This window comes from Streptomyces sp. NBC_01341 (assembly GCF_035946055.1).
GTDB lineage: Bacteria > Actinomycetota > Actinomycetes > Streptomycetales > Streptomycetaceae > Streptomyces.
In genome coordinates this window covers 5080314-5101961 of sequence record NZ_CP108364.1, presented here as the reverse complement: position 1 = coordinate 5101961, position 21648 = coordinate 5080314, and the positions used below count along the sequence as shown (strand labels likewise).

The following is a 21648-nucleotide window of genomic DNA, read 5'->3' as shown; positions in this document are numbered from 1 at the left end:
CACGGGAGCACAGGCGCGGCAGAGGGTTCCCCGGGCCGGGGTGCGACACCGCGCCGCCGTGGCCCTCAGGAGGCCCTAGGAGGGCGTACGGGCGGCGGCCGCGAGCAGGGCGGCCGTGTCGGCCGGGCAGAGCCTCAGAGCGCTGCCCACCGTGGTGAGCACCTCTCGCTCCGCCTGGTTGTACGCCCCGTCCGCGAGCGCGATCCTGGCGCCCTGCAGCAGGACGGCTTCCCGGCCCGTCGTGGCCAGGTGCGGTGCGAGGGGTTTCAGGGCCTCGTGCAGTTCGATGGCGAGGGCCGCCCCGCACGCCTCCGCCGCCGGGCCGGCGCCGCCGGCCCCGGTCTCGGCGGCGAGCACCTCGACGATGGTGAAGAGCTGCTCCTGGGTGCAGTCGTCGAGACCGGCCTCGCGGACCGTGGCCGCCGCGGTCTCCAGGACCGTGCGGGAGGTGGTGCCGCCGGCGGCGAGCACGGCGAGCGTGACGGTGTGCACGGCCTCCCGCAGCATCGCGGAGAAGCGCGTGGTGGTGGGGTGGTCCAGGACGTCGGTCCCGAAGTGCGTGCCGCAGGCGGCGCACTCGACGACGGGCCCCGCGCTGCCCCGGGGGAGCAGCGGCAGACCGAGGACGGTCAGACGGTGGCGCCCGGTGAGGCGGCGGTAGTTGCGGTCACCCCCGCAGCCGGGGCAGAAGAACTCGCCGTCGCCGACGGTTTCCCAGACGGTGCGGCTGCCGCAGATACGCAGTCCTGTGGCGCGTTGTCCTTTGGCTGTCCGCACGTCGCACACCTCCGTAACCCCACGGCAACATTGCCGCGCTGGACGTGATGTTAGCCACATGCGTGATGTGGCGTCAGCATTCCGGACGTCACAACCCCCGGAGATGGCCGAACCCCGCCCACCCTCGACGGGTGAACGGGGCTCCGTAGCCGCACGATTCGGCACTCTTGCGGGTGTCTGCCCGGTATGCCGCGCGATGACGTCAGCGGCCCGACCGGTTGACCGCCGAGACGACAGCCTTCAGCGACGCACGCGTGGTGTTGGCGTCGATTCCGATGCCCCACAGCACCTTGCCGTCGATCGCGCACTCGATGTAGGAGGCGGCCTGCGCGCTCGCACCCTCGCTCATCGTGTGCTCGGTGTAGTCCAGCAGGCGCGCGTCGATGCCGATGGCCTGCAGCGCTCCGAAGAACGCGGAGATCGGGCCGTTGCCCGTGCCGGTCAGCACCGTGTCCGAGCCGTCGACCGTGGCCTCGACCGTGATGGTGTCCTGCCCGTCGGAACCGGTCGTCGTCTGGCCGGACCGGATCTGCACGCGCCCCCAGGCGTTCTCGGGGTTGGGCAGGTACTCGTCCGCGAACGCCGACCAGATCTCCGCGGGCGTCACCTCGCCACCCTCGGCGTCGGTCTTGGCCTGAATGATCCGGGAGAACTCGATCTGCATCCGGCGGGGCAGGTCGAGCTTGTGGTCGTTCTTCAGGACGTAGGCGATGCCGCCCTTGCCGGACTGCGAGTTGACACGGATGACGGCCTCGTAGGAGCGTCCGACGTCCTTCGGGTCGATCGGCAGGTAGGGCACGGCCCACTCGATGTCGTCGACGGTCACGCCCCGGGCGGCCGCGTCCGCCTCCATGGCGTCGAAACCCTTCTTGATGGCGTCCTGGTGGGAGCCGGAGAAGGACGTGTAGACCAGGTCGCCCGCGTAGGGGTGGCGCGGGTGGACCTCCATCTGGTTGCAGTACTCGCTGGTGCGGCGGATCTCGTCGATCTGCGAGAAGTCGATCTGCGGGTCGACGCCCTGGGAGAACAGGTTCATGCCCAGGGTGACCAGGTCGACGTTGCCGGTGCGCTCGCCCTGGCCGAACAGGCAGCCCTCGATGCGGTCGGCTCCCGCCATGATCGCCAGTTCCGCGGCGGCGACGGCCGTACCGCGGTCGTTGTGCGGGTGGACCGACAGGCAGACGTACGGCCGCCGGGTCAGGTTGCGCGACATCCACTCGAAGCGGTCGGCGTGGGTGGACGGCGTCGAACGCTCCACCGTGGCGGGCAGGTTGAGGATGATCTCGCGGCCTTCCTCGGGCTGCCACACGTCGCAGACCGCCTCGCAGACCTCCAGGGCGAAGTCCAGCTCGGTGTCGGTGAAGATCTCCGGACTGTACTGGTAGCCGAAGATCGTCTCGTCGCCCAGGATCTTGTCCGCGTACTCCATGACCAGGCGTGTGCCGTCCACGGCGATCTGCTTGACCTCCTCCTTCGTGCCGCGGAAGACCACGCGGCGGAAGGTGGGGGCGGTGGCGTTGTACAGGTGGACGGTCGCCCGGCGGGCTCCGCGCAGCGACTCGACGGTGCGCTCGATCAGTTCCTCGCGCGCCTGGGTCAGGACGGAGATCGTCACGTCCTCGGGGATCGCGCCCTCTTCGATGATGGAGCGCACGAACGCGAAGTCGGTCTCGCCGGAGGACGGGAAGCCGACCTCGATCTCCTTGTATCCCATGCGTACGAGCAGGTCGAACATCTCACGCTTGCGGGCCGGCGACATGGGGTCGATCAGGGCCTGGTTGCCGTCGCGCAGGTCGGTCGACAGCCAGCGGGGAGCTTGCGTGATGCGGTTGTCGGGCCAGGTGCGGTCGGAGATGTCCACGGCGTCGTACCCGCGGTACTTGTGGACCGGCATCCCGGACGGCTTCTGCAGCTGCTTCGCGTTGGTCACCGGGGTCGGGCCGCCCACGGGAGTGGCTGTGGCGTCGGCGTGCACACGGGAATTCGCGGGGGTCATGGCGTACGGCTCCTCTGAGGTCCAGCAGGGGCGGCCGACTGTGTCGCTGCGACAGCGAACTCCGCGGGGAGGGAGCCGGCCTACGACTACAGGCCCTCGCCGCGGCAGCTAAGAAGGAGCAGCCCGAAACGCATGATGCGGCAACACTAACCGAGGGGCGCCCGATACGTCGGTCCGTATCAGTATGCGGGATCGGCGCCTTGTAAAGGCTGAACGGTGATACATCACTCTATTTCGTCAATCACGATCGCAAGCAGTGACAGAGTGGTGACTCAGTGCCACAGTCATTTACATGCAGCCTCGACCGAACAACGGGCTCCTGCCCGTCTTCTGCACCATCGTTCCGCCCCACCTCCTCGACAAGCTGGCCCAGGCGGACGACCCGCTCCTGGCCGAACCCGCACGACGCACCCTGGAGGCCGACGGGGCCCGGCGTCACCACCGGCAGGTGACCGCGCTGGCCCGGACGCCGCAGGCCCACGTCACCTCCGCACCGGTCCCCAGCAAGCCCCACCGCACCCTGTACGACTGCCGGCACAGCACGTACCTGCCGGGCCGCAAGGTCCGCGACGAGGGCGACGAACCCACCAAGGACGCCAGCGTCAACCGCGCGTACGCGGGCCTCGGCGCGACGTTCGACCTGCTGCTCACGGAATACGGGCGGAGCTCGATCGACGGTGCGGGACTGCCGCTCATCGGTTCCGTGCACTACGACGAGAAGTACAACAACGCGTTCTTCGACGGCGAGCAGATGGTCTTCGGGGACGGCGACGGGGAGATCTTCCTCGACTTCACCCTCGCGATCGACGTCATCGCCCACGAGCTGGCGCACGGACTCACCCAGTACACCGCCAACCTGGCGTACGAGGGCCAGTCGGGCGCGCTCAACGAGTCGGTGTCGGACGTCTTCGGGGCCCTGGTCAAGCAGTACTCGCTGGGTCAGAGCGCCGACCAGGGCGACTGGCTGATCGGTGCGGAGCTGCTCGCCCCCCGGGTGAGCGGGGTGGCCCTCCGCTCGATGAAGGCACCCGGCACGGCGTACGACGACGACGTGCTCGGCAAGGACCCGCAGCCCGCGTCGATGGACGACTACGTCGAGACGGAGGAGGACAACGGCGGGGTGCACATCAACTCCGGCATCCCGAACCGGGCCTTCCACCTGCTGGCCACGGCGCTCGGGGGCAACGCCTGGGAGCGGGCCGGACGCATGTGGTTCGACGTGCTGACCGGCGGCGAACTCACCCAGGACGCGTCCTTCACGGACTTCGCCAAGCTGACCGTCGCGGCGGCGCAGCACAGGTTCGGGGAGGGCGACGAGGCCGAAGCGGTGCTCAAGGCCTGGTCGGAGGTGGGCGTACCGACCAGGTGACCGGGTAGGTAGGAAGCGGACCGTCCGACCGGGCCAGGCAGGAGCCATCACGCATGCGTATTCGGGTCAGGCGGACCGGCGGGTTCGCCGGCATCGCCCGCGACGGCGAGGTCGACACCTCGGGACGGCCGGACGCCGCGGAATGGGAAGCCCTGGCCGAGGCGGCTCTCGGCGCGGGCCGGGGCGGGCCTCCCGCGGGCGTGCCGGACGGATTCCGCTACACGATCACGGTCGGCGACCGGACGGTCGACTGTGCGGACCCCCGGCTCACCCAGGAGCAGCGGACGCTGATCTCCCGGGTCCTCAAAGAGGGGGCGTAGCCCCGGGTCCGCCGCCGCACTCCGCGGGACCGGACCCGGGGGCCGTCAGAATCCCAGCTTCCGCAGCTGCTTCGGGTCGCGCTGCCAGTCCTTCGCGACCTTCACGTGCAGGTCCAGGAAGACCGGGGTGCCGAGCAGCGCCTCGATGTGCTTGCGCGACTTCGTGCCGACGTCCTTCAGCCGCTTGCCCTTCGGACCGATGATGATGCCCTTCTGGCTGGGCCGCTCGATGTAGACGTTGGCGTGGATGTCCAGCAGCGGCTTGTCCGCCGGGCGGTCCTCGCGTGGCAGCATCTCCTCGACGACGACCGCGATGGAGTGCGGCAGTTCGTCCCGGACGCCTTCCAGCGCCGCCTCGCGGATGAGTTCCGCGACCATGACCATCTCGGGCTCGTCGGTGAGGTCGCCCTCGGGGTAGAGCGGCGGGCTCTCGGGGAGCAGGGGGGCGATGAGGTCGGCGAGCAGGCCCACCTGGCCGGCTCCTCGCTTGTCACCACCCTTGTCCGAGGAACCGCGTCCCCCCTCCCGCTCCTCCTCGACGGCGGAGACCGGCACGATCTCCGCCCACTCGAAGCCCAGCTCGTCGGCCAGCGCGGCGACGGCGAGCAGCTGCTCGGCGAGCACCTTGGACTCGACGAGGTCGGTCTTGGTGATGATCGCGATCTTCGGGGTCTTCTTGATCCCGGCGAGTTCCTTGACGATGAACTTGTCGCCGGGGCCGAGTTTCTGGTCGGCGGGCAGGCAGAAGCCGATGACGTCGACCTCCGCCCAGGTGGTCCGCACGACGTCGTTCAGGCGCTCCCCGAGCAGGGTCCGCGGCTTGTGGAGGCCGGGCGTGTCCACCAGGATCAGCTGGGCGTCGTCGCGGTGCACGATGCCCCGCACCGTGTGCCGGGTGGTCTGGGGGCGGTTGGAGGTGATCGCCACCTTCTGACCGACCAGAGCGTTCGTGAGGGTGGACTTGCCCGCGTTGGGGCGCCCCACGAAGCAGGCGAAGCCGGCCCGGTGGGGGGCGTTGTTCTCAGCCTGCTGGGCAGCGGCTTCTGTGTTCGGTCGAGCGCTCATGGCGCCCATTCTCCCCGATCCCGGCGGCGGCGATGCACAGCAGGGCGCGACGGCCCCGAATCAGCCCGCCGCGGCGGCGGAGCGGACCGTGCCGTCGGGGGCGGCGAGCAGCACGGGTGTCTGCGGCCCGCCCAGGTCACGGACGGCGGCGCGGTCCGCGTCGGACACGGTTCCTGCCCCGGAGACCACAGCCGCGGCCTCCAGCGACGTGGCACCACTGGCCACCGCCATCGCGACGGCCGTCTGCAGCGCGCTGAGCTTCAGCGAGTCCAGGGTCACGGTGCCCGCGGCGTACGTACGCCCGGTCTCGTCCCGTACCGCCGCGCCCTCCGGCACTCCGTTGCGGGCACGGACGCTGCGTGCCAGCGTGACGATCTTGCGGTCCTCGGGGCCGAGGTCGGTGATGTCGGTCATGTGCCGAGCATACGGAGGAGGCAGGGGCGCTCTCCGCGACGGGGTGTGTTCCGTCCCGGCGCTACGGCCGGTCCAGGCGCAGCCGTTCCGCCTTCGGAAGGCCGGCCACCACGAGGTCGTAGCTGTCCTCCACGAGCTCCCGGACCATCCGGTCCGGGAGCTCGGAGACCGACACCGTGTTCCAGTGGCGCTTGTTCAGGTGCCAGCCGGGAACGATCGCGGCGTGCTCCTTGCGGAGCCGCAGGGCCTCGTCCGGATCGCACTTCAGACTCGCCTGCAGCGGAGAGGCGTCCAGGGCACTGAGTGCGAACATCTTTCCCAGCACCTTGAAGACGGAGGCCTCGGGGCCGAAGGGGAACTCCTCCGTGCTCGCGTTGAACTCCAGGCAGAACCTGCGCAGTTCCTGGGGGGTCATGCCGCCTCGCTTCCCTCCGGCTCCACGAGCACCGTGACGATCTTGTTCCTGCGGCCCGCCGGCGACTCAGCCGTGAGGCGGAGCTTGCGTCCGTCGGGAAGGTCGACGATCGAGGAGGCTCCGGAGATCGGGACCCGCCCGAGCGCCTTCGCCAGCAGCCCGCCGACCGTCTCGACGTCCTCGTCGTCGTACGCGTCGAGGCCGAACAGCTCCCCTAGGTCGCCGATGTCGAGCCGGGCGGTCACCCGGAAGCAGCCGTTCTCCAGCTCCTGGACCGGCGGGAGCTCACGGTCGTACTCGTCGGTGATCTCGCCGACGATCTCCTCGAGGATGTCCTCGATGGTGACGATGCCGGCCGTGCCGCCGTACTCGTCGATGACGACGGCGACGTGACTGCGGTCCTGCTGCATCTCGCGGAGGAGGTCTCCGGCGTTCTTCGTGTCGGGGACGAACGCGGCGGGACGCATAGCCGTGGAGACCACGTCCGCCTCCGCCTCCCGGTTGATGTGCGTCTTGCGGACCAGGTCCTTCAGGTAGACGATGCCGACGATGTCGTCCTCGTTCTCCCCGGTGACCGGGATGCGGGAGAAGCCGGAGCGCAGCGCGAGGGTGAGCGCCTGCCGGACCGTCTTGTACCGCTCGATGCAGACCAGGTCGGTGCGGGGCACCATCACCTCGCGCACGAGGGTGTCCCCGAGCTCGAAGACCGAGTGCACCATGCGGCGTTCCTCGTCCTCGATGAGCGACTCCTGCTCGGCGAGGTCGACCATCGCCCGCAGTTCGGACTCACTGGCGAACGGCCCCTTGCGGAAGCCCTTGCCCGGGGTCAGCGCGTTTCCCAGGAGGATCAGCAGCTGCGGGACGGGCCCCATGATCCTGGCCAGGGGCAGCAGCACGTACGCCGCCGCCGTGGCGGTGTTCAGCGGGTGCTGACGGCCGATGGTGCGCGGCGAGACCCCGATGGCGACGTAGCTGACGAGGACCATGATCCCCACCGCGAGTGCCAGCGCCTCCCAGGTCTCGGTGAGTTCCTGGAGGCAGGCGTAGGTGACGAGCACGCCGGCCGACGTCTCGCAGGCGACGCGCACGAGCAGCGCCACGTTGAGATAGCGGGTGGGGTCGGCGGCGACCTGCGCGAGCTTGGCGCTTCCGCGCCGCCCGGCGCGCACGGCCTCGGCCGCCCGGAAACTGGACGTGCGGGCGATTCCGGCCTCGGCGCACGCGGCGAGCCACCCGACGACGACCAGCAGGATCGCGCCCGCGACGAGGGGAAAGCTCACGAGACGGTGGGGGCGGGGGACGGGCCGGTCAGGCCGCGCTCGCCGCGCCAGCCGTCGACGATCGCCGCCTGGAGGCCGAACATCTCCGCCTTCTCGTCCGGCTCCTCGTGGTCGTACCCGAGGAGGTGCAGCACCCCGTGGACGGTGAGCAGTTGCAGCTCCTCGTCCATCGAGTGCTGCGTCTCGGCGTCCTCGCCCTGCTTCTTGGCGACCTCCGGGCACAGCACGATGTCACCGAGGAGGCCCTGCGGGGGCTCCTCGTCGTCCTTGGCCGGCGGGCGGAGTTCGTCCATCGGGAAGGACATGACATCCGTCGGGCCCGGGAGGTCCATCCACTGGATGTGGAGCTGCTCCATGGCGGCGGTGTCCACCACGATCACCGAGAGTTCGGACAGCGGATGGATCCGCATCCGGGCGAGGGCGTAGCGGGCGATGTCGAGGATCGCCTGCTCGTCGACCTCGGTTCCGGACTCGTTGTTGACGTCGATCGACATGGTGCGCTGCGACTACTTCCCGTTGCGGCCGGTACGGCCCTCTGCGTTGTCGTACTTCTCGTACGCGTCGACGATACGGCCGACGAGCTTGTGCCGGACGACATCCTGCGAGGTGAGCCTGGAGAAGTGCACGTCCTCCACGCCGTCCAGGATCTCCTGCACCTGACGCAGACCGCTCTTGGTGCCGGTCGGCAGGTCGACCTGGGTGACGTCACCGGTGATGACGATCTTCGATTCGAACCCGAGCCGGGTGAGGAACATCTTCATCTGCTCGGCGCTGGTGTTCTGCGCCTCGTCCAGGATGATGAAAGCGTCATTGAGCGTGTTGTGTGTCAGCAGGTAATCCTGGGTGACGTACAGCGAGTCCTCGGCCGCAACCTGGATGCACACGGCCTCCTCGCGGCCGGCCGGTTCGATGCTGTCGATGAAGCGCGTCGGGCGACCGCCGCCCCCGGCCGCGTGGTATTTCTCGGCCTTGCGGGCGAGCCGGAAGGGCTCGATGCCTTCGGGGAGCCGGATGTCGACGATGTGCGCGTCGTGGCGGTGATGCACCTCGCGGCCCTTCGCCATGCCCGGTGCACGCCCCTCGGCGGCCCTGCTACGCGTGTACGCGACTCCGCCGAGCGATCGCACGAGCGAGATCACGTCGTCGCGCAACATGATCGATGCCGTCCCGTACTGGATACGGCACGTACGGTCCGCCTGAGTGACCGGTCCGCCGTCCGCGTCCAGCAGTCCCTGCAGTACGGCAAGACGGACATCGGCGGAGTTGGACAGGTAGGCGTCCGGGACGAACTTGGAGTGCGAGCGGGTACCCAGCAGGTCGAGTTCACGCAGGGCACAGGTGACCGGGTTCTCCAGCGTGATCACGTCTCCCGGGGCCTTGACCCGGTTCAAAACGTAGCCCGGTCCACCCTTGTGCCGCACGGAGACGCCGGTCAGCGCCCCCTCGAGCGCCTCGGCCAACTCGGGATCCGCAGTGGCGAACGAAGGCGTCGTGGACCCCGTCAGGCACCCGTCCCCGAGCAGCAGACCCAGCGCGTACGGGTCCATCGGCACCTCGCGCTCGGGGAAACCGACCGGTGCGGTGAGCATCGGCAACTCGTACCTGCGGGTGTGTGCCGCCCGGAGATTGCCGATCATGTCCTTGGTCTCGAGGACCCGCCACGGCTTGTCACGCCGCTTGTCCGATGCCGTGCGGACCGTCCACAGGTGCTCGCCGCAGCACAGGGTCCACGATCCGTCCTGGGCACTGACGCGGTAGATGTCCTTCTCGCCCTGCGGGTAGACGCCCAGCACCGGAGTCGGCTCGCCGTTCGACCCGATGACGAGGTCGCCGACGTGCAGATCACCGATCGGCCGCCACCCGTCCGGGGTGAGGACGTTGGTGAAGAGCGGTTGGGCGCGTCCGCGCATGTAGGCCAGTGGTGCGACCTCGATCGTGCCCGCGGCCATGAGCCGGGGGATCGAGTCGGGGTCGAGCATGTCGTGCAGGGCGTCGTAGAGCGGGCGCAGGTACGGGTCGATCTTGTCGAAGAGGGTGCCCGGCAGGAAGCCGAGCCGCTCACCGGCCTCCACGGCGGGCCTGGTCAGGATGATCCGGCTGACCTGCTTGGACTGCAGGGCCTGGACCGCCTTCGCCATGGCGAGGTAGGTCTTGCCCGTACCCGCGGGGCCGATCCCGAAGACGATGGTGTGCTTGTCGATCGCGTCGACGTACCGCTTCTGGTTCAGCGTCTTGGGACGGATCGTGCGTCCGCGGTTGGACAGGATGTTCTGGGTGAGCACCTCCGCGGGGGTCTCGGTGCCGTCCCCGTCGCCGTTTCCGCTCGCCCTGAGCATGGCGATCGAGCGTTCCACAGCGTCCTCCGTCATCGACTGCCCGGTGCGCAGCACCAGAACCATCTCGTCGAACAGGCGCTGGATCAGCGCGACATCCGCCGCGCCTCCAGTCGCACTGATCTCGTTGCCCCGGACATGGATGTCGACGGCCGGGAACGCCGTTTCGATCACGCGCAGCAGGGAATCGCCCGACCCCAGGAGCATCACCATGGGGTGTGCGGCCGGAATGCTGATCCGGGCCGTCGCCTGCGGCTGTGTAGGTGACTGCGTCATGGGCCGGCCCTCGGGCCTGCGCATACCTCCCGTTGCAGGGCCGTCGCTGCTCGACTGCCTCTGGAGTACCAGCGTACGACTCCGCACCGACATCGCAGAGAGATTTACCGGGTGATCATCTGCCCTTCACTGCCGGAAGCCGATCGTCGGAACGGCCCGGCGCAACGGCCACGCCCTGCTCGTCTCGGGCAGCAGTTCCTCCAGGAAGGCGTAGCGCTCCAGCGCGGCCGGGTCCTGTTCGGCGAAGGTGCGCACCTGCTGCCACCAGGCGGCGACCTCCGCCCATCCGGGGGCCGAGAGGGAGCCGCCGAACTCCTGCACCGAGAGGGCGGCCGTCAGTCCGGCGAAGGCGAGGCGGTCGGCGAGCGGCCAGCCGGCCAGGGTCCCGGTGACGAAGCCCGCGACGAAGACGTCACCGGCCCCGGTGGGATCGAGCGCCTCCACGTCGATGGCGGGCACCGAGGCGGTCGCGCCGGTCGCCCCGTCCACCGCGTAGGCGCCGTCGGCCCCCAGGGTGACCACGGCGAGGGGGACCCGTTCGGCCAGGGCGTGGGCGGCGGCGCGGGGGCAGTCGGTACGCGTGTAGCGCATCGCCTCCTCGGCGTTGGGGAGGAAGGCCAGGCAGTGACCGAGGTCGGGCAGTGCGTCCAGGTCCCAGCGGCCGGACTCGTCCCAGCCGACGTCGGCGAAGAGCGTCGCGCCGTTACGGGCCGCGTCGGCCACCCAGGGCTCGCTGCGGCCGGGCGTGAGCGAGGCGATGGCGGCGCGGGCGCGCGGCGGACAGGAGGGCAGCGTGCGGCCGGGCACCGCCGACGGGCCGGGGTCCGGGGCCTCGTGGCCGTGCGACACCATCGTGCGTTCGCCCTCGTAGGCCATGGAGACGGTGACGGGCGAGTGCCAGCCGGGGACCGTGCGGGACATGGACAGGTCGATGTGCTCACCCTGTTCGAGGGCGTCCCAGCAGTACTCGCCGTAGTGGTCGTCACCGAAGGCGGCGGCCAGGGACGTGCGCAGGCCCAGGCGGGCGAGGGCGGTGGCCATGTTGGCGACGCCGCCGGGGCTGGATCCCATCCCGCGCGCCCAGGACTCGGTCCCGCGCACGGGGGCGCTGTCCAGTCCGGTGAAGATGATGTCCAGGAAGACCGGGCCGGTCAGGAAGACGTCGCAGGCCGGGTCCTGGGGGGCGCGCAGCCCGAGCAGCGGGTCGATGCCCGGATTACCTGTACTCACCTTGCGCTCCCGGCCGTGGCGGATCTGATCAGTGCGAGATCCGGCCAGTCTGCCGGATCGGCAGCGCCGTCCGGAGCGTACGCGCCGGGCCTCGCATACTCGCCCTCACCTGCATAAACATGCGCTGTTACCCGGCCTTGCCGTGCATAAACATGAGAGTGACCCAGATCACATCGAGCCGACTTTCCGTCGCCAGTGCGTGCTTGATACAAATTGGCCCGCGAGCACCGTTCGGGACAGTTGACGACGAGTGCCGCTTCTCCCGCTTTTTCTCGCTTTACCCTCCCCTGCCTTTCTGCGCCCCACCCTCCCCTGCTCCACCCCGCTCCGCCCTCCCCTGCCTTCTCCTGCCTCTTCGGCATGTCCTCAGGAACGCCCATGTCCTCGCGCCCTCGCGCCGCGTGGCCCTTGGTGGCCGTGTTCACCGCCGGTTACCTCGCCGCCTATCTGCTCCCCACCATCGTCGGCCGCCTCAGCACCTGTCTGGGGCTGAGCCCGGCCCACGCCGGCCTGGTCGGCAGCGCCCTCCTGCTCAGCTCGGCCTCTGCGGGCTTCACGCTGGCCGGACGCGTCGAGAAGTACGGTTCGCGCAGACCGGCGCGTGCCGGCCTGGTCCTCGCCGGACTCGGCTACGGCTGCGCGGCGCTGACCACCTCGGTGCCTCTGGTCGTACTCGGTGCGGTGATCGGCGGATTCGGCTCCGGCACGGCGACCGCCGTGGCGGCGTCGGGCATCGCGGCGCAGAACGACCCGCACCGGACGTCGTCGCTCGGACTGCTCAGCGTCTCGGCGACGGCGGGCGCCCTCTACCTCACGATCCCTCACCTCGGCGGCGGCCACCGGCTGCCGTTCGCGTCGATCGCACTGGTCGCCCTGCTCGTCTGGCCCGCCACGTCCCGGCTGGGCGGCTCCGTGCCCGCGGGTGCGGCCTCACCCGTCCAGGGGCGGCTGCCGCACCGCCGCTCCGGCCTGGTGCTGGCGGGCGGGATGCTTGTCTGGTCCATGGCGCAGAACGCCCTCTGGGGCGTCAGCAGCCGTATCGGCGTCGGTCAGGCGGGGCTCTCCGAGGTGACCGTCGGCGCCGTGTTCGCCGCGGCGCTCGGCGCGGGCCTGCTCGGCGTCATGGGCGCGGGCGTGCTGGGTGCCCGGCTCGGGCGGGCGGTACCGATCGGCCTGGGGACGATGATCATCGCGGGCAGCATCGTGCTCAGTTCGTCCGCCGACGACCTCGGGTCGTTCGCGACCGGTGAGGTCGTGTGGAACACCTTCTACCCGGTGGTCCTGTCCTACCTCATCGGTCTGGCCGCCTCGCTGGACGTGCGCGGCCGCTGGGCCGTCCTCGCGGGCTCGGCGTCGTCGGTGGGCGTGGCCTGCGGCCCCGTCCTGGGGAGCGTGCTCTCCCAGCAGGCGGGCTACGCCGTGATGGGCCTGATCCTGGGCGCGGCCACACTCCTGGTCGCCGCCCCGGTCACCGCCGTCGCGCTGCACACCGGCGGACGCCCGCTGGTGCCCGGTTCGGTCCGCCGCAGGGGTGGAGCGCCCGCCGCGCTCCTCGCCGCCACGACCGGCAGCCTGCCCGGCGCGGTGCCCAAACTGGGTGCGCCGGAGCAGGCGGTCACGGAGATCAGCGTCCCCGGCCTCCGGCGGAGGCGGCTGGTCCGCAGCGCGATCCGCACCGCCGGCCCCGCCGGTTCGGCCGGTCAGTCGAACGCGTACGCCTCGACCTCGGAGAGGTAGCGCGCCCTGCGCTCCTCGTCGTGGTCGAGGAAGGCCGCTTCGAACGAGTTGCGGGCCAGCGTGCGCAGCTGTTCACGGTCCAGGCCGAGTGCCTCGTGGACGGCGTGGAAGGTGTCTCCGACGTAACCGCCGAAGTAGGCGGGGTCGTCGGAGTTCACCGTGCAGAGCAGTCCGGCGGCCATCATGGCGGGCAGCGGGTGCTCCTCCAGTACGTCGATGGCGCGCAGCCGTACGTTGGACAGCGGGCAGAGCGTGAGGGCCACCCGGTCGGCGACCAGCCGCTTCACCAGGTCCGGGTCCTCCATCGCGCGCAGTCCGTGGTCGATGCGCTCGACGCCCAGGACGTCCAGGGCCTCGCGGATGTAGGCGGGTGGGCCCTCCTCGCCCGCGTGGGCGACCTTGCGCAGCCCGAGAGCCCCGGCCGCCTCGTACACCTCGCGGAACTTGGACGGCGGGTGGCCGACCTCGGCCGAGTCGAGACCGACGGCGCTGATGCGGCTCAGGTACGGCTTCGCGGCCTCGAGAGTCTCCAGCGCCGACTCGGCGGACTTGTCACGCAGGAAGCACATGATCAGCTGCGTGGAGATGCCGTGCTTCTCCACGCTCTCGTCCAGCGCCCGGCCGAGCCCTTCGACGACGGTCCCGATCGGCACGCCCCGGTCGGTGTGGGCCTGGGGGTCGAAGAAGATCTCCGCGTGCCGGACGCCCTGCGCCGCGGCACGGGTGAGGTAGGCGTCGGCCAGTTCGGCGAAGTCCTCCTCGGTGCGCAGGACCGCCATGAGCGCGTAGTAGAGGTCGAGGAAACTCTGCAGGTCGTCGAAGAGATAGGCGGTGCGCAGCTCCTCGGTGTCCGCGTAGGGGAGGTCCACGCCGTTGCGTGCCGCGAGCGCGAAGGCCAGCTCGGGTTCGAGGGTCCCCTCGATGTGGAGGTGGAGCTCTGCTTTGGGGAGGTGCACGGTGATCTCGTTACTGGTGGCGGGTGGGTACGGGAACCCTGATGAGGTCCTGGGCGATGGTCAGTCCGCCTTCGAAGCCGGCTGCCCTGGCCTGTTGTTCGAAGACGTCGGGGTCGCTGTAACGCTGGGAGAAGTGCGTCAGCACGAGGTGCCGTACGCCCGACTCCTTCGCCACGCGCGCCGCCTGTCCCGCGGTGAGGTGGCCGTGGTCGGCGGCGAGCCGGCCGTCCTCGTCGAGGAACGTCGACTCGATGACCAGCATGTCGCATTCCTCCGCGAGCGCGAACGCGCCGTCGCAGAGCCGGGTGTCCATGACGAAGGCGAAGCGCTGTCCGCGTCGCTCCTCCGAGACGTCCTCCAGGGTGATGCCGCGCAGGACGCCGTCCCGCTGGATGCGTCCCACGTCCGGCCCCGCGATGCCGTGCTCGGCCAGCTTCCCGGGCAGCATGCGCCGCCGGTCGGGTTCGGTGAGGCGGTATCCGAAGGACTCGACCGGGTGCGAGAGCCGGCGGCTGTCGAGGGTGTACGCCGCCGTGGTCGCGAGGACTCCGTCGGCGGCCACGGGGACCTCCGCAAGCTCGACGGACTCGCGGTAGGCGGTCGAGTACCGCAGCCGGTCGAAGAAGTGCTGTCCGCTCGCCGGGAAGTGGGCGGTGACGGGGTGCGGGACCTGGTCGAGGTTGATCCGCTGGATCACACCGGCGAGGCCCAGCGCGTGGTCGCCGTGGAAGTGGGTGACACAGATCCGGTCGATGTCGTGCGCGGCGACACCCGCCCGCAGCATCTGGCGCTGCGTTCCCTCCCCCGGGTCGAAGAGGATGCCTTCACCGTCCCACCGCAGCAGATAGCCGTTGTGGTTGCGGTGGCGGGTGGGGACCTGGCTGGCGGTGCCGAGGACCACGAGTTCTCTTACGGACACGTCGCTTCCGGGGTCGTTCGTCGGATCGGGGCGGATCGGGCGCCGGGACCTCCGCCGTGCGCCCCGATGGGCAGGGCGCGGACCGAGCGGCGTCAGCCGGCCGGGGCCCCGGCCGCCGCCGGCGCCGCGTGCGGGAGCGCCCGCCCCGGCGCGGTCCGTACGGGAGGACCTGGGCCTCTCGTTCGGATCATGCTGGGCTCGCGGGCCCTGGCACCGCGCCTCGCGGCGTGGTCGCTAGCCGGGGGGCCACTGCATCCCGCGTCCGCCCAGGACGTGGGCGTGCGCGTGGAAGACGGTCTGTCCGGCGCCGGCACCGGTGTTGAGGACGACGCGGTAGCCCGATTCGGTGAGCTTCTCGTCCGCCGCGACCAGGCCGGCTTCACGCAGCACGTCCGCCGCGATCTGCGGCTCGGCGGACGCGAGCGTGGCGGCGTCCGGGTAGTGCGCTTTGGGGATGACCAGGACGTGCGTGGGTGCCTGGGGGTTTATGTCGCGGAAGGCGATGGTCGTATCGCTCTCGCGGACGACGGTGGCCGGGATGTCCCCTGTCACGATCTTGCAGAACAGGCAGTCGGTCTGCGGCTCTCCCGCCATGGCCCGGTCCCCTCGGTCGTTCGGTCTCGTGATCAGTACACCGGCATGCTATCCGGCCGCACCGGAGCGGCGTGGGTGGCTCCGCGGGGACGGCCGGGCGTCAGCCCCAGCGCCCGGTGCGCCCCATCAACAGGGCGGCGGCCGCCGTACCGGCCGTGGAGGTGCGCAGCACGCTGGGCCCGAGGCGGTAGGCGGGCGCGCCCGCCTCCGCGAAGGCCGCCAACTCCTGGGGGGACACGCCGCCCTCCGGCCCGACGACCAGCACGATGCCGCCCTCCCCGGGAAGTACGGCGGTCGCGAGCGGCTCACTGCCGGAGTCCCGGTCCTCGTGCAGAACCCCGGCGAAGTCGGCCCCGGCGAGGAAAGCGGCGACCTGCCTGGTCGTCATGAGGTCGGTGACCTCCGGGAAGCGCACCCGGCGGGACTGCTTGCCGGCCTCCCGCGCCGTGGCGCGCCACTTCGTCAGGGATTTGAGCCCCCGGTCGCCCTTCCACTGCGTGATGCACCGGGCCGCCTGCCAGGGCACGATCACGTCGACGCCGGTCTCGGTCATCGTCTCCACCGCGAGCTCCCCGCGGTCGCCCTTGGGGAGCGCCTGGACGACGGTGATGCGGGGCGTGGGCTCCGGCTCCTCGTGGACGCGCGCGAGGCCGGAGACGACGAGCCGGTCCTTGCCCTCGGCCGCGCGCACGACGCCCTCGGCCCAGTGACCGCGGCCGTCGGTGAGGACGACGTCCTCCCCGGGATTCAGCCGTTTCACGGAGACGGCGTGCCGTCCCTCGGGGCCGTCCAGGACGAACTCCGACCCACTGGGGAGGTGTTCGACGACGAAGACCGGTGCCGTCACGGGGCACTCCTCACGTTCACTGCCGCACGCGCGGCTTCCATTTCTGCGGCGAGCAGCCCGACGAGCTCTCCCGCGGGCATCTCTCGGGCCATCCGGTGCCCCTGCCCCGCCCACAGGGCCATGCCCTGGGCGTCGCCCGTCCTGGCGGCCGCACCGCGCAGCGGGCTGGTCACCTGGTGGACCTGCGGGTAGGCGGCGGGGGCGTAACGCCCGTGCTCCCGCACGAAGCGGTTGACCAGTCCGCGCGCGGGCCGTCCGGAGAACGCGCGGGTCAGGGCCGTGGTCACGAACAGCGGGTCGGTCAGGGCCTGTTTGTGCAGCGGGTGCGCGCCGGACTCCGGGCAGGGCAGGAACGCCGTGCCGAGCTGTGCCGCGTCCGCGCCCGCCGCGAGGACCGCCGTGATCTGGGAGCCGCGCATCAGTCCGCCGGTCGCGACGAGGGGCAACGCCACGGATTCTCGGACCTGGGCGATCAGGGAGAGCAGGCCGGTGCCGGCGAGACCGCCCTGCGGGTCGTCGTGGTGCGTGGACTGGTGGCCGCCCGCCTCGACGCCCTGGACGCAGAGGGCATCTGCCCCCGCCCACCGGGCGTTCCGTGCCTCCTGGGCCGAGGTGACGGTGACGACGGTGAGCGTGCCGACGGCGGCGAAGGCTTCGAGGACCTCGCGCGCCGGGCAGCCGAAGGTGAAGGAGACGACGGGCACCGGGTCCTCGAGGAGGATCGCCACCTTGGCCTCGTAGCCGTCGTCGCCGCAGGCGTCCGGGTCACCGAGCGGGGTCTCGTACCAGGCGGCCTCGCCCGCGAGCTGATGACGGTAGACCTCGACGGTGCTCGGGTCGGCGACCGAGGGCTGCGGTATGAAGAGGTTCACGCCGAAGGGCCGGGCGCTCGCCCTCCGCATCTCCCGGATCTCCTCGTACATCCCGTCCGCGGTCTTGTAGCCGGCGGCGAGGAAACCGAGCCCCCCGGCCTCCGCCACGGCGGCCACCAGTCCGGGGCGGGACGCGCCGCCCGCCATGGGGGCCTGCACGATCGGGTACCGGCAGAGATCGGTCAGGGCCAAGGACATGACCGCATCGTGCCACGTCCGGTGAACCGTGCCGAATCAGTCGTTCCGCGGTGCGCGCGGGCTGTCGTGGAAACACCGCACCGCCCGCCGGTGAGGAACCGGCGGGCGGTGCGGTGAAAGGGGTCAGCGGCCGTTGAAGGCATCCTTCAGACGGGAGAAGAGCCCCTGCTGTCCTGGCTGGAACTGGCCGGTGGGCCTCTCCTCGCCGCGCAGCTTGGACAGCTCCCGCAGGAGGCGCTCCTGCTCGGGGTCCATCTTCGTCGGGGTCATGACCTCGACGTGCACGATGAGGTCGCCGCGGCCGTTGCCGCGCAGGTGCGTGATGCCGCGCCCGTGCAGCGGGACCGACTGGCCGGACTGGGTGCCCGGCCTGATGTCGATCTCCTCCAGGCCGTCCAGCGTCTCCAGCGGCACCTGAGTGCCGAGCGCCGCCGCCGTCATCGGGATGGTGACCGTGCAGTGCAGGTCGTCACCGCGCCGCTGGAACACCGGGTGCGCCAGCTCGTGGATCTCGACGTACAGGTCGCCGGCCGGGCCGCCGCCGGGGCCGACCTCCCCCTCGCCCGCGAGCTGGATCCGGGTGCCGTTGTCGACACCCGCCGGGATCTTCACCGTGAGCGTGCGGCGGGATCGGATACGGCCGTCCCCCGCGCACTCGGGGCAAGGGGTCGGTACGACCGTGCCGAAGCCCTGACACTGCGGGCAGGGACGCGAGGTCATGACCTGGCCGAGGAAGGACCTGGTGACCTGGGAGACCTCACCGCGGCCGCGGCACATGTCACAGGTCTGCGCGGAGGTGCCGGGTGCGGCTCCTTCGCCACTGCAGGTCGTGCAGACGACCGCGGTGTCGACCTGGAGGTCCTTGGTCGTGCCGAAGGCCGCCTCGGAGAGGTCGATCTCCAGCCGGATCATCGCGTCCTGGCCGCGGCGGGTGCGCGAACGGGGTCCGCGCTGCGACGCCGTGCCGAAGAACGCGTCCATGATGTCGCTGAAGTTGCCGAAGCCGCCGGCCCCGAAGCCTCCCGCGCCGCCACCGCCGCCCGAGGAGGACAGCGGATCGCCGCCGAGGTCGTAGACCTGCTTCTTCTGCGGGTCCGACAGCACCTCGTAAGCGGCGTTGATCTCCTTGAACCGCTCCTGGGTCTTCGGATCCGGGTTGACATCCGGGTGCAGCTCGCGGGCGAGCCGACGGAATGCCTTCTTGATCTCGTCCTGAGATGCGTCGCGGCGCACGCCGAGTACGGCGTAGTAGTCCGTGGCCACTTACGACTCCGCCAGGATCTGTCCGACGTAACGTGCCACTGCGCGTACCGCTCCCATCGTTCCGGGGTAGTCCATGCGGGTCGGTCCGACCACGCCGAGTTTGGCGACTGCCTCGTCGCCCGAACCGTAGCCGACCGCGACGACGGACGTGGCGTTGAGGCCCTCGTGGGCGTTCTCGTGCCCGATCCGTACGGTCATGCCCGAATCCGTTGCCTCACCGAGCAGCTTCAGCAGCACGACCTGCTCCTCCAATGCCTCCAGCACCGGCCGGATCATCACAGGGAAGTCGTGTCCGAAGCGGGTGAGGTTGGAGGTGCCGCCGATGATCAGCCGCTCCTCCGTTTCCTCGACCAGAGTCTCGAGGAGGACGGAGAGCACCGTCGACACGGTTCCCCGGTCCTCGCTCTCGAACGACTCCGGCAGATCCTGCACCAGCTGCGGGACGTCCGCGAACCGCCGCCCCACGACCCGGCTGTTGAGCCGGGCCCGCAGATCGGCCAGTGACGTGTCACCGAACGGAGCAGGGCAGTCGATCATACGCTGTTCGACCCGGCCCGTGTCCGTGATCAGCACGAGCATCAGCCTGGCGGGGGCCAGGGACAGCAGTTCCACGTGCCGCACCGTCGAACGGGTCAGTGAGGGGTACTGCACGACGGCGACCTGTCTGGTCAGCTGTGCGAGCAGCCGCACCGTGCGGCCCACGACGTCGTCGAGGTCGACGGCGCCGTCGAGGAAGTTCTGGATGGCCCTGCGCTCCGGCGACGACAGGGGCTTGACGCCCGCGAGTCGGTCGACGAAGAGGCGGTAGCCCTTGTCCGTCGGAATACGCCCCGCACTGGTGTGCGGCTGGGCGATGAAGCCCTCGTCCTCCAGCACCGCCATGTCGTTACGGACGGTGGCCGGGGAGACCCCCAGGCTGTGCCGTTCCGTGAGCGCCTTGGAACCGACCGGCTCCTCGGTGCCGACATAGTCCTGGACGATGGCGCGCAGCACTTCGAGTCTGCGTTCGCTGAGCACCGCGCACACCTCCAGCTGTTGTTCTCCGGTGTCTGCCTGGCACTCTGCGCGTTCGAGTGCCAGCTATCCCCCGGTCAGTGTACGGGGGTGGGGCGGGCCCGGGGCAAGGCCGACCGGCCGGTCCGTCCTGGGACCGCGCAGGTCGATGCCGATAGCGTCGTCCTATGGACGCCTCTTGGGAAGAGTTCGGCTGGGAGCGGTTGGGCAACGGTATCGGGCGCCGGCGCCTCCCCGTCTGGGACGCGACCGTCACCCTGGTGGCGGGGGCGGACTCCGTGCTGCTCCACGACACCGGTTCGACGCTCCGCGAAGGGGCGGAGGTACGGGCGCAGGCAGAGGCCCTGCTGGGCCGGAGGGTGACGCATATCGCACTGAGCCATCCCCACTTCGACCATGTCCTGGGGACCGCCGCCTTCGCCGGTGCGGAGGTCTACGGCGCCGTCGGCACGGCGGAGCTGCTGGGGCGTGGCGCGGACGCGCTGCGCGCGGACGCGGTGCAGCACGGGATGAGCGAGCGGGACGCGACGGCGGCCGCGGACGCGCTGGTGGCTCCGCGGCATCAGGTCAGCGGTGAGTGGACGCTGGACCTCGGCGGCGGACTCCAGGTGCTGCTGGCCAACGTGGGACCCGGCCACACCGGGCACGATCTCGCGGTGCTGGTGCCGGGCTCGCCGGTCGTGGTGCTCTGCGGGGATCTGGTCGAGGAGTCCGGCGAACCGCAGGCGGGCCGCGACGCGGTTCCCTCGCACTGGCCGGCGGCGCTCGACCGGCTGCTGGAGCTGGGCGGCGAGGACGCGCTGTACGTTCCGGGGCACGGGGCGGTGGTGGACGCGGCGTTCGTGCGCGCCCAGCGCGACCGGCTAGCCGCCCGGTTCTGCGTGTCGTGAAAGGGCCCCCGCTTATCGTCGTGCCATGCGCAGCTACCAGCCGGACCTGACCCCGCCGTGGAAGAGGTCCTCCCCCGCCCCCGAGGTCCCCGCCGAACCCGATCTGGTCGTCGAGGAGGCCGTGACCGGTTTCTGCGGGGCGGTGATCCGGTGCGAGAAGACCGCCGAGGGGCCGACGGTGACGCTGGAGGACCGCTTCGGCAAGCACCGGGTGTTCCCGATGGTGCAGCGCGGCTTCCTGCTGGAGGGCAGGGTGGTCACCCTCGTACGCCCGTCGGCGGGCGGTCCGGCAGGTCCTTCCCGGACGGCGTCGGGTTCGGTTGCGGTGCCGGGCGCCCGGGCACGGGTGGCGCGGGCGGGGCGCATCTACGTCGAGGGGCGGCACGACGCGGAGCTCGTCGAGCGCGTCTGGGGCGACGACCTGCGCATCGAGGGCGTGGTGGTGGAGTACCTGGAGGGGATCGACGACCTCCCCGCGATCGTGCGCGAGTTCGCACCCGGCCCCGACGCACGGCTGGGTGTGCTGGTCGACCATCTCGTGCCGGGCTCCAAGGAGTCCCGGATCGCCGCACAGGTCACGGACGCGAACGTGCTCGTGGTGGGACACCCGTACATCGACGTCTGGGAGGCCGTGAAGCCCTCGTCCGTGGGCATCCCCGGGTGGCCCGTCGTTCCGCGGGGCCAGGACTGGAAGACGGGCGTGTGCCGTGCGCTGGGCTGGCCCGCGAACACCGGCGCGGCCTGGCAGCACATCCTGTCCAGGGTCGCCTCCTACAAGGACCTGGAGCCGCAGTTGCTGGGCCGGGTCGAGGAGCTGATCGACTTCGTCACCCTGCCCGGCTGACCCGTCCCGGCGGGGACCGGCCGCGGGAAGCGGCCGGGC

The 21648-nt window shown here is 70.8% G+C and carries 21 protein-coding genes; 5 read left to right on the top strand and 16 right to left on the bottom strand.

Annotated elements, in window-relative coordinates; all coding sequences use genetic code 11:
* Nucleotides 1-75: 75 nt before the first annotated feature.
* Nucleotides 76-777, bottom strand: coding sequence for a TerB family tellurite resistance protein (locus OG206_RS22380; protein ID WP_327118838.1), 702 nt, complete (start codon nucleotides 775-777; stop codon nucleotides 76-78).
* 202 nt (nucleotides 778-979) lie between these two features.
* Nucleotides 980-2773 (bottom strand): 2-isopropylmalate synthase, encoded by a 1794-nt coding sequence (leuA, locus tag OG206_RS22375; protein ID WP_327118836.1) that lies wholly within the window; start codon nucleotides 2771-2773, stop codon nucleotides 980-982.
* A gap of 292 nt (nucleotides 2774-3065) precedes the next feature.
* On the opposite strand from leuA, the gene OG206_RS22370 reads away from it, so the two are divergent.
* Nucleotides 3066-4142 carry a M4 family metallopeptidase gene (locus OG206_RS22370; RefSeq protein WP_327118834.1) on the top strand — a complete coding sequence of 359 codons (1077 nt, stop codon included), beginning with the start codon at nucleotides 3066-3068 and terminating at the stop codon, nucleotides 4140-4142.
* 53 nt (nucleotides 4143-4195) lie between these two features.
* Nucleotides 4196-4462: a protealysin inhibitor emfourin gene (locus OG206_RS22365; protein ID WP_327118832.1), complete on the top strand. Its 267-nt coding sequence runs from the start codon at nucleotides 4196-4198 to the stop codon at nucleotides 4460-4462.
* A 45-nt stretch (nucleotides 4463-4507) separates the two neighbouring features.
* Here OG206_RS22365 and OG206_RS22360 read toward each other — a convergent pair whose 3' ends face one another.
* The 7 genes from OG206_RS22360 to OG206_RS22330 form a co-directional block, all read right to left on the bottom strand.
* The gene (locus OG206_RS22360; protein ID WP_327118830.1) at nucleotides 4508-5536 is read right to left on the bottom strand and encodes a GTPase Era; all 1029 of its coding nucleotides are present in this window, start codon (nucleotides 5534-5536) and stop codon (nucleotides 4508-4510) included.
* A gap of 51 nt (nucleotides 5537-5587) precedes the next feature.
* Nucleotides 5588-5941 (bottom strand): cytidine deaminase, encoded by a 354-nt coding sequence (locus OG206_RS22355; protein ID WP_327118828.1) that lies wholly within the window; start codon nucleotides 5939-5941, stop codon nucleotides 5588-5590.
* A 61-nt stretch (nucleotides 5942-6002) separates the two neighbouring features.
* The gene (locus OG206_RS22350) at nucleotides 6003-6356 is read right to left on the bottom strand and encodes an MmcQ/YjbR family DNA-binding protein (RefSeq protein ID WP_327118826.1); all 354 of its coding nucleotides are present in this window, start codon (nucleotides 6354-6356) and stop codon (nucleotides 6003-6005) included.
* A complete protein-coding gene (locus tag OG206_RS22345; protein WP_327118824.1) occupies nucleotides 6353-7636 on the bottom strand; it encodes a hemolysin family protein in 1284 nt (427 codons plus the stop codon). Before OG206_RS22345 ends, OG206_RS22350 begins: the two co-directional genes overlap by 4 nt.
* Nucleotides 7633-8130 carry an rRNA maturation RNase YbeY gene (gene ybeY / locus OG206_RS22340; RefSeq protein WP_277334053.1) on the bottom strand — a complete coding sequence of 166 codons (498 nt, stop codon included), beginning with the start codon at nucleotides 8128-8130 and terminating at the stop codon, nucleotides 7633-7635. Before ybeY ends, OG206_RS22345 begins: the two co-directional genes overlap by 4 nt.
* A gap of 12 nt (nucleotides 8131-8142) precedes the next feature.
* Entirely contained in the window at nucleotides 8143-10245 is a 2103-nt protein-coding gene (locus OG206_RS22335) for a PhoH family protein (protein WP_327118820.1), read from the bottom strand.
* Nucleotides 10246-10371: 126 nt separating this feature from the next.
* A complete protein-coding gene (locus OG206_RS22330; protein WP_327118818.1) occupies nucleotides 10372-11475 on the bottom strand; it encodes a carbohydrate kinase family protein in 1104 nt (367 codons plus the stop codon).
* Between the two features lie 378 nt (nucleotides 11476-11853).
* Here OG206_RS22330 and OG206_RS22325 point away from each other — a divergent pair, with 378 nt between their 5' ends.
* The gene (locus tag OG206_RS22325) at nucleotides 11854-13212 is read left to right on the top strand and encodes an MFS transporter (protein ID WP_327118816.1); all 1359 of its coding nucleotides are present in this window, start codon (nucleotides 11854-11856) and stop codon (nucleotides 13210-13212) included.
* Here OG206_RS22325 and OG206_RS22320 read toward each other — a convergent pair.
* From OG206_RS22320 to hrcA, 7 genes are all read right to left on the bottom strand, one after another.
* On the bottom strand, nucleotides 13176-14168 hold the full coding sequence (locus OG206_RS22320; RefSeq protein WP_327118814.1) for an adenosine deaminase: 993 nt from the start codon (nucleotides 14166-14168) through the stop codon (nucleotides 13176-13178). The two genes, OG206_RS22325 and OG206_RS22320, sit on opposite strands and share 37 nt — an antisense overlap.
* A gap of 10 nt (nucleotides 14169-14178) precedes the next feature.
* Entirely contained in the window at nucleotides 14179-15087 is a 909-nt protein-coding gene (locus OG206_RS22315) for a ribonuclease Z (protein ID WP_327118812.1), read from the bottom strand.
* Between the two features lie 234 nt (nucleotides 15088-15321).
* Nucleotides 15322-15681: a histidine triad nucleotide-binding protein gene (locus OG206_RS22310; protein ID WP_327118810.1), complete on the bottom strand. Its 360-nt coding sequence runs from the start codon at nucleotides 15679-15681 to the stop codon at nucleotides 15322-15324.
* 100 nt (nucleotides 15682-15781) lie between these two features.
* The gene (locus tag OG206_RS22305; protein ID WP_327118808.1) at nucleotides 15782-16528 is read right to left on the bottom strand and encodes a 16S rRNA (uracil(1498)-N(3))-methyltransferase; all 747 of its coding nucleotides are present in this window, start codon (nucleotides 16526-16528) and stop codon (nucleotides 15782-15784) included.
* Complete coding sequence (locus OG206_RS22300; RefSeq protein ID WP_327118806.1) at nucleotides 16525-17598, bottom strand: nitronate monooxygenase; 1074 nt, start codon at nucleotides 17596-17598, stop codon at nucleotides 16525-16527. Before OG206_RS22300 ends, OG206_RS22305 begins: the two co-directional genes overlap by 4 nt.
* Before the next feature lie 123 nt (nucleotides 17599-17721).
* Complete coding sequence (dnaJ, locus tag OG206_RS22295; RefSeq protein WP_327118804.1) at nucleotides 17722-18861, bottom strand: molecular chaperone DnaJ; 1140 nt, start codon at nucleotides 18859-18861, stop codon at nucleotides 17722-17724.
* Nucleotides 18862-19878, bottom strand: coding sequence for a heat-inducible transcriptional repressor HrcA (hrcA, locus tag OG206_RS22290; RefSeq protein ID WP_327118802.1), 1017 nt, complete (start codon nucleotides 19876-19878; stop codon nucleotides 18862-18864).
* Between the two features lie 164 nt (nucleotides 19879-20042).
* Here hrcA and OG206_RS22285 point away from each other — a divergent pair, with 164 nt between their 5' ends.
* Both OG206_RS22285 and OG206_RS22280 read left to right on the top strand, forming a co-directional pair.
* On the top strand, nucleotides 20043-20765 hold the full coding sequence (locus OG206_RS22285) for an MBL fold metallo-hydrolase (protein ID WP_327118800.1): 723 nt from the start codon (nucleotides 20043-20045) through the stop codon (nucleotides 20763-20765).
* A gap of 25 nt (nucleotides 20766-20790) precedes the next feature.
* The gene (locus OG206_RS22280) at nucleotides 20791-21609 is read left to right on the top strand and encodes a DUF3097 domain-containing protein (RefSeq protein WP_327118798.1); all 819 of its coding nucleotides are present in this window, start codon (nucleotides 20791-20793) and stop codon (nucleotides 21607-21609) included.
* The last annotated feature ends 39 nt before the right edge of the window (nucleotides 21610-21648 follow it).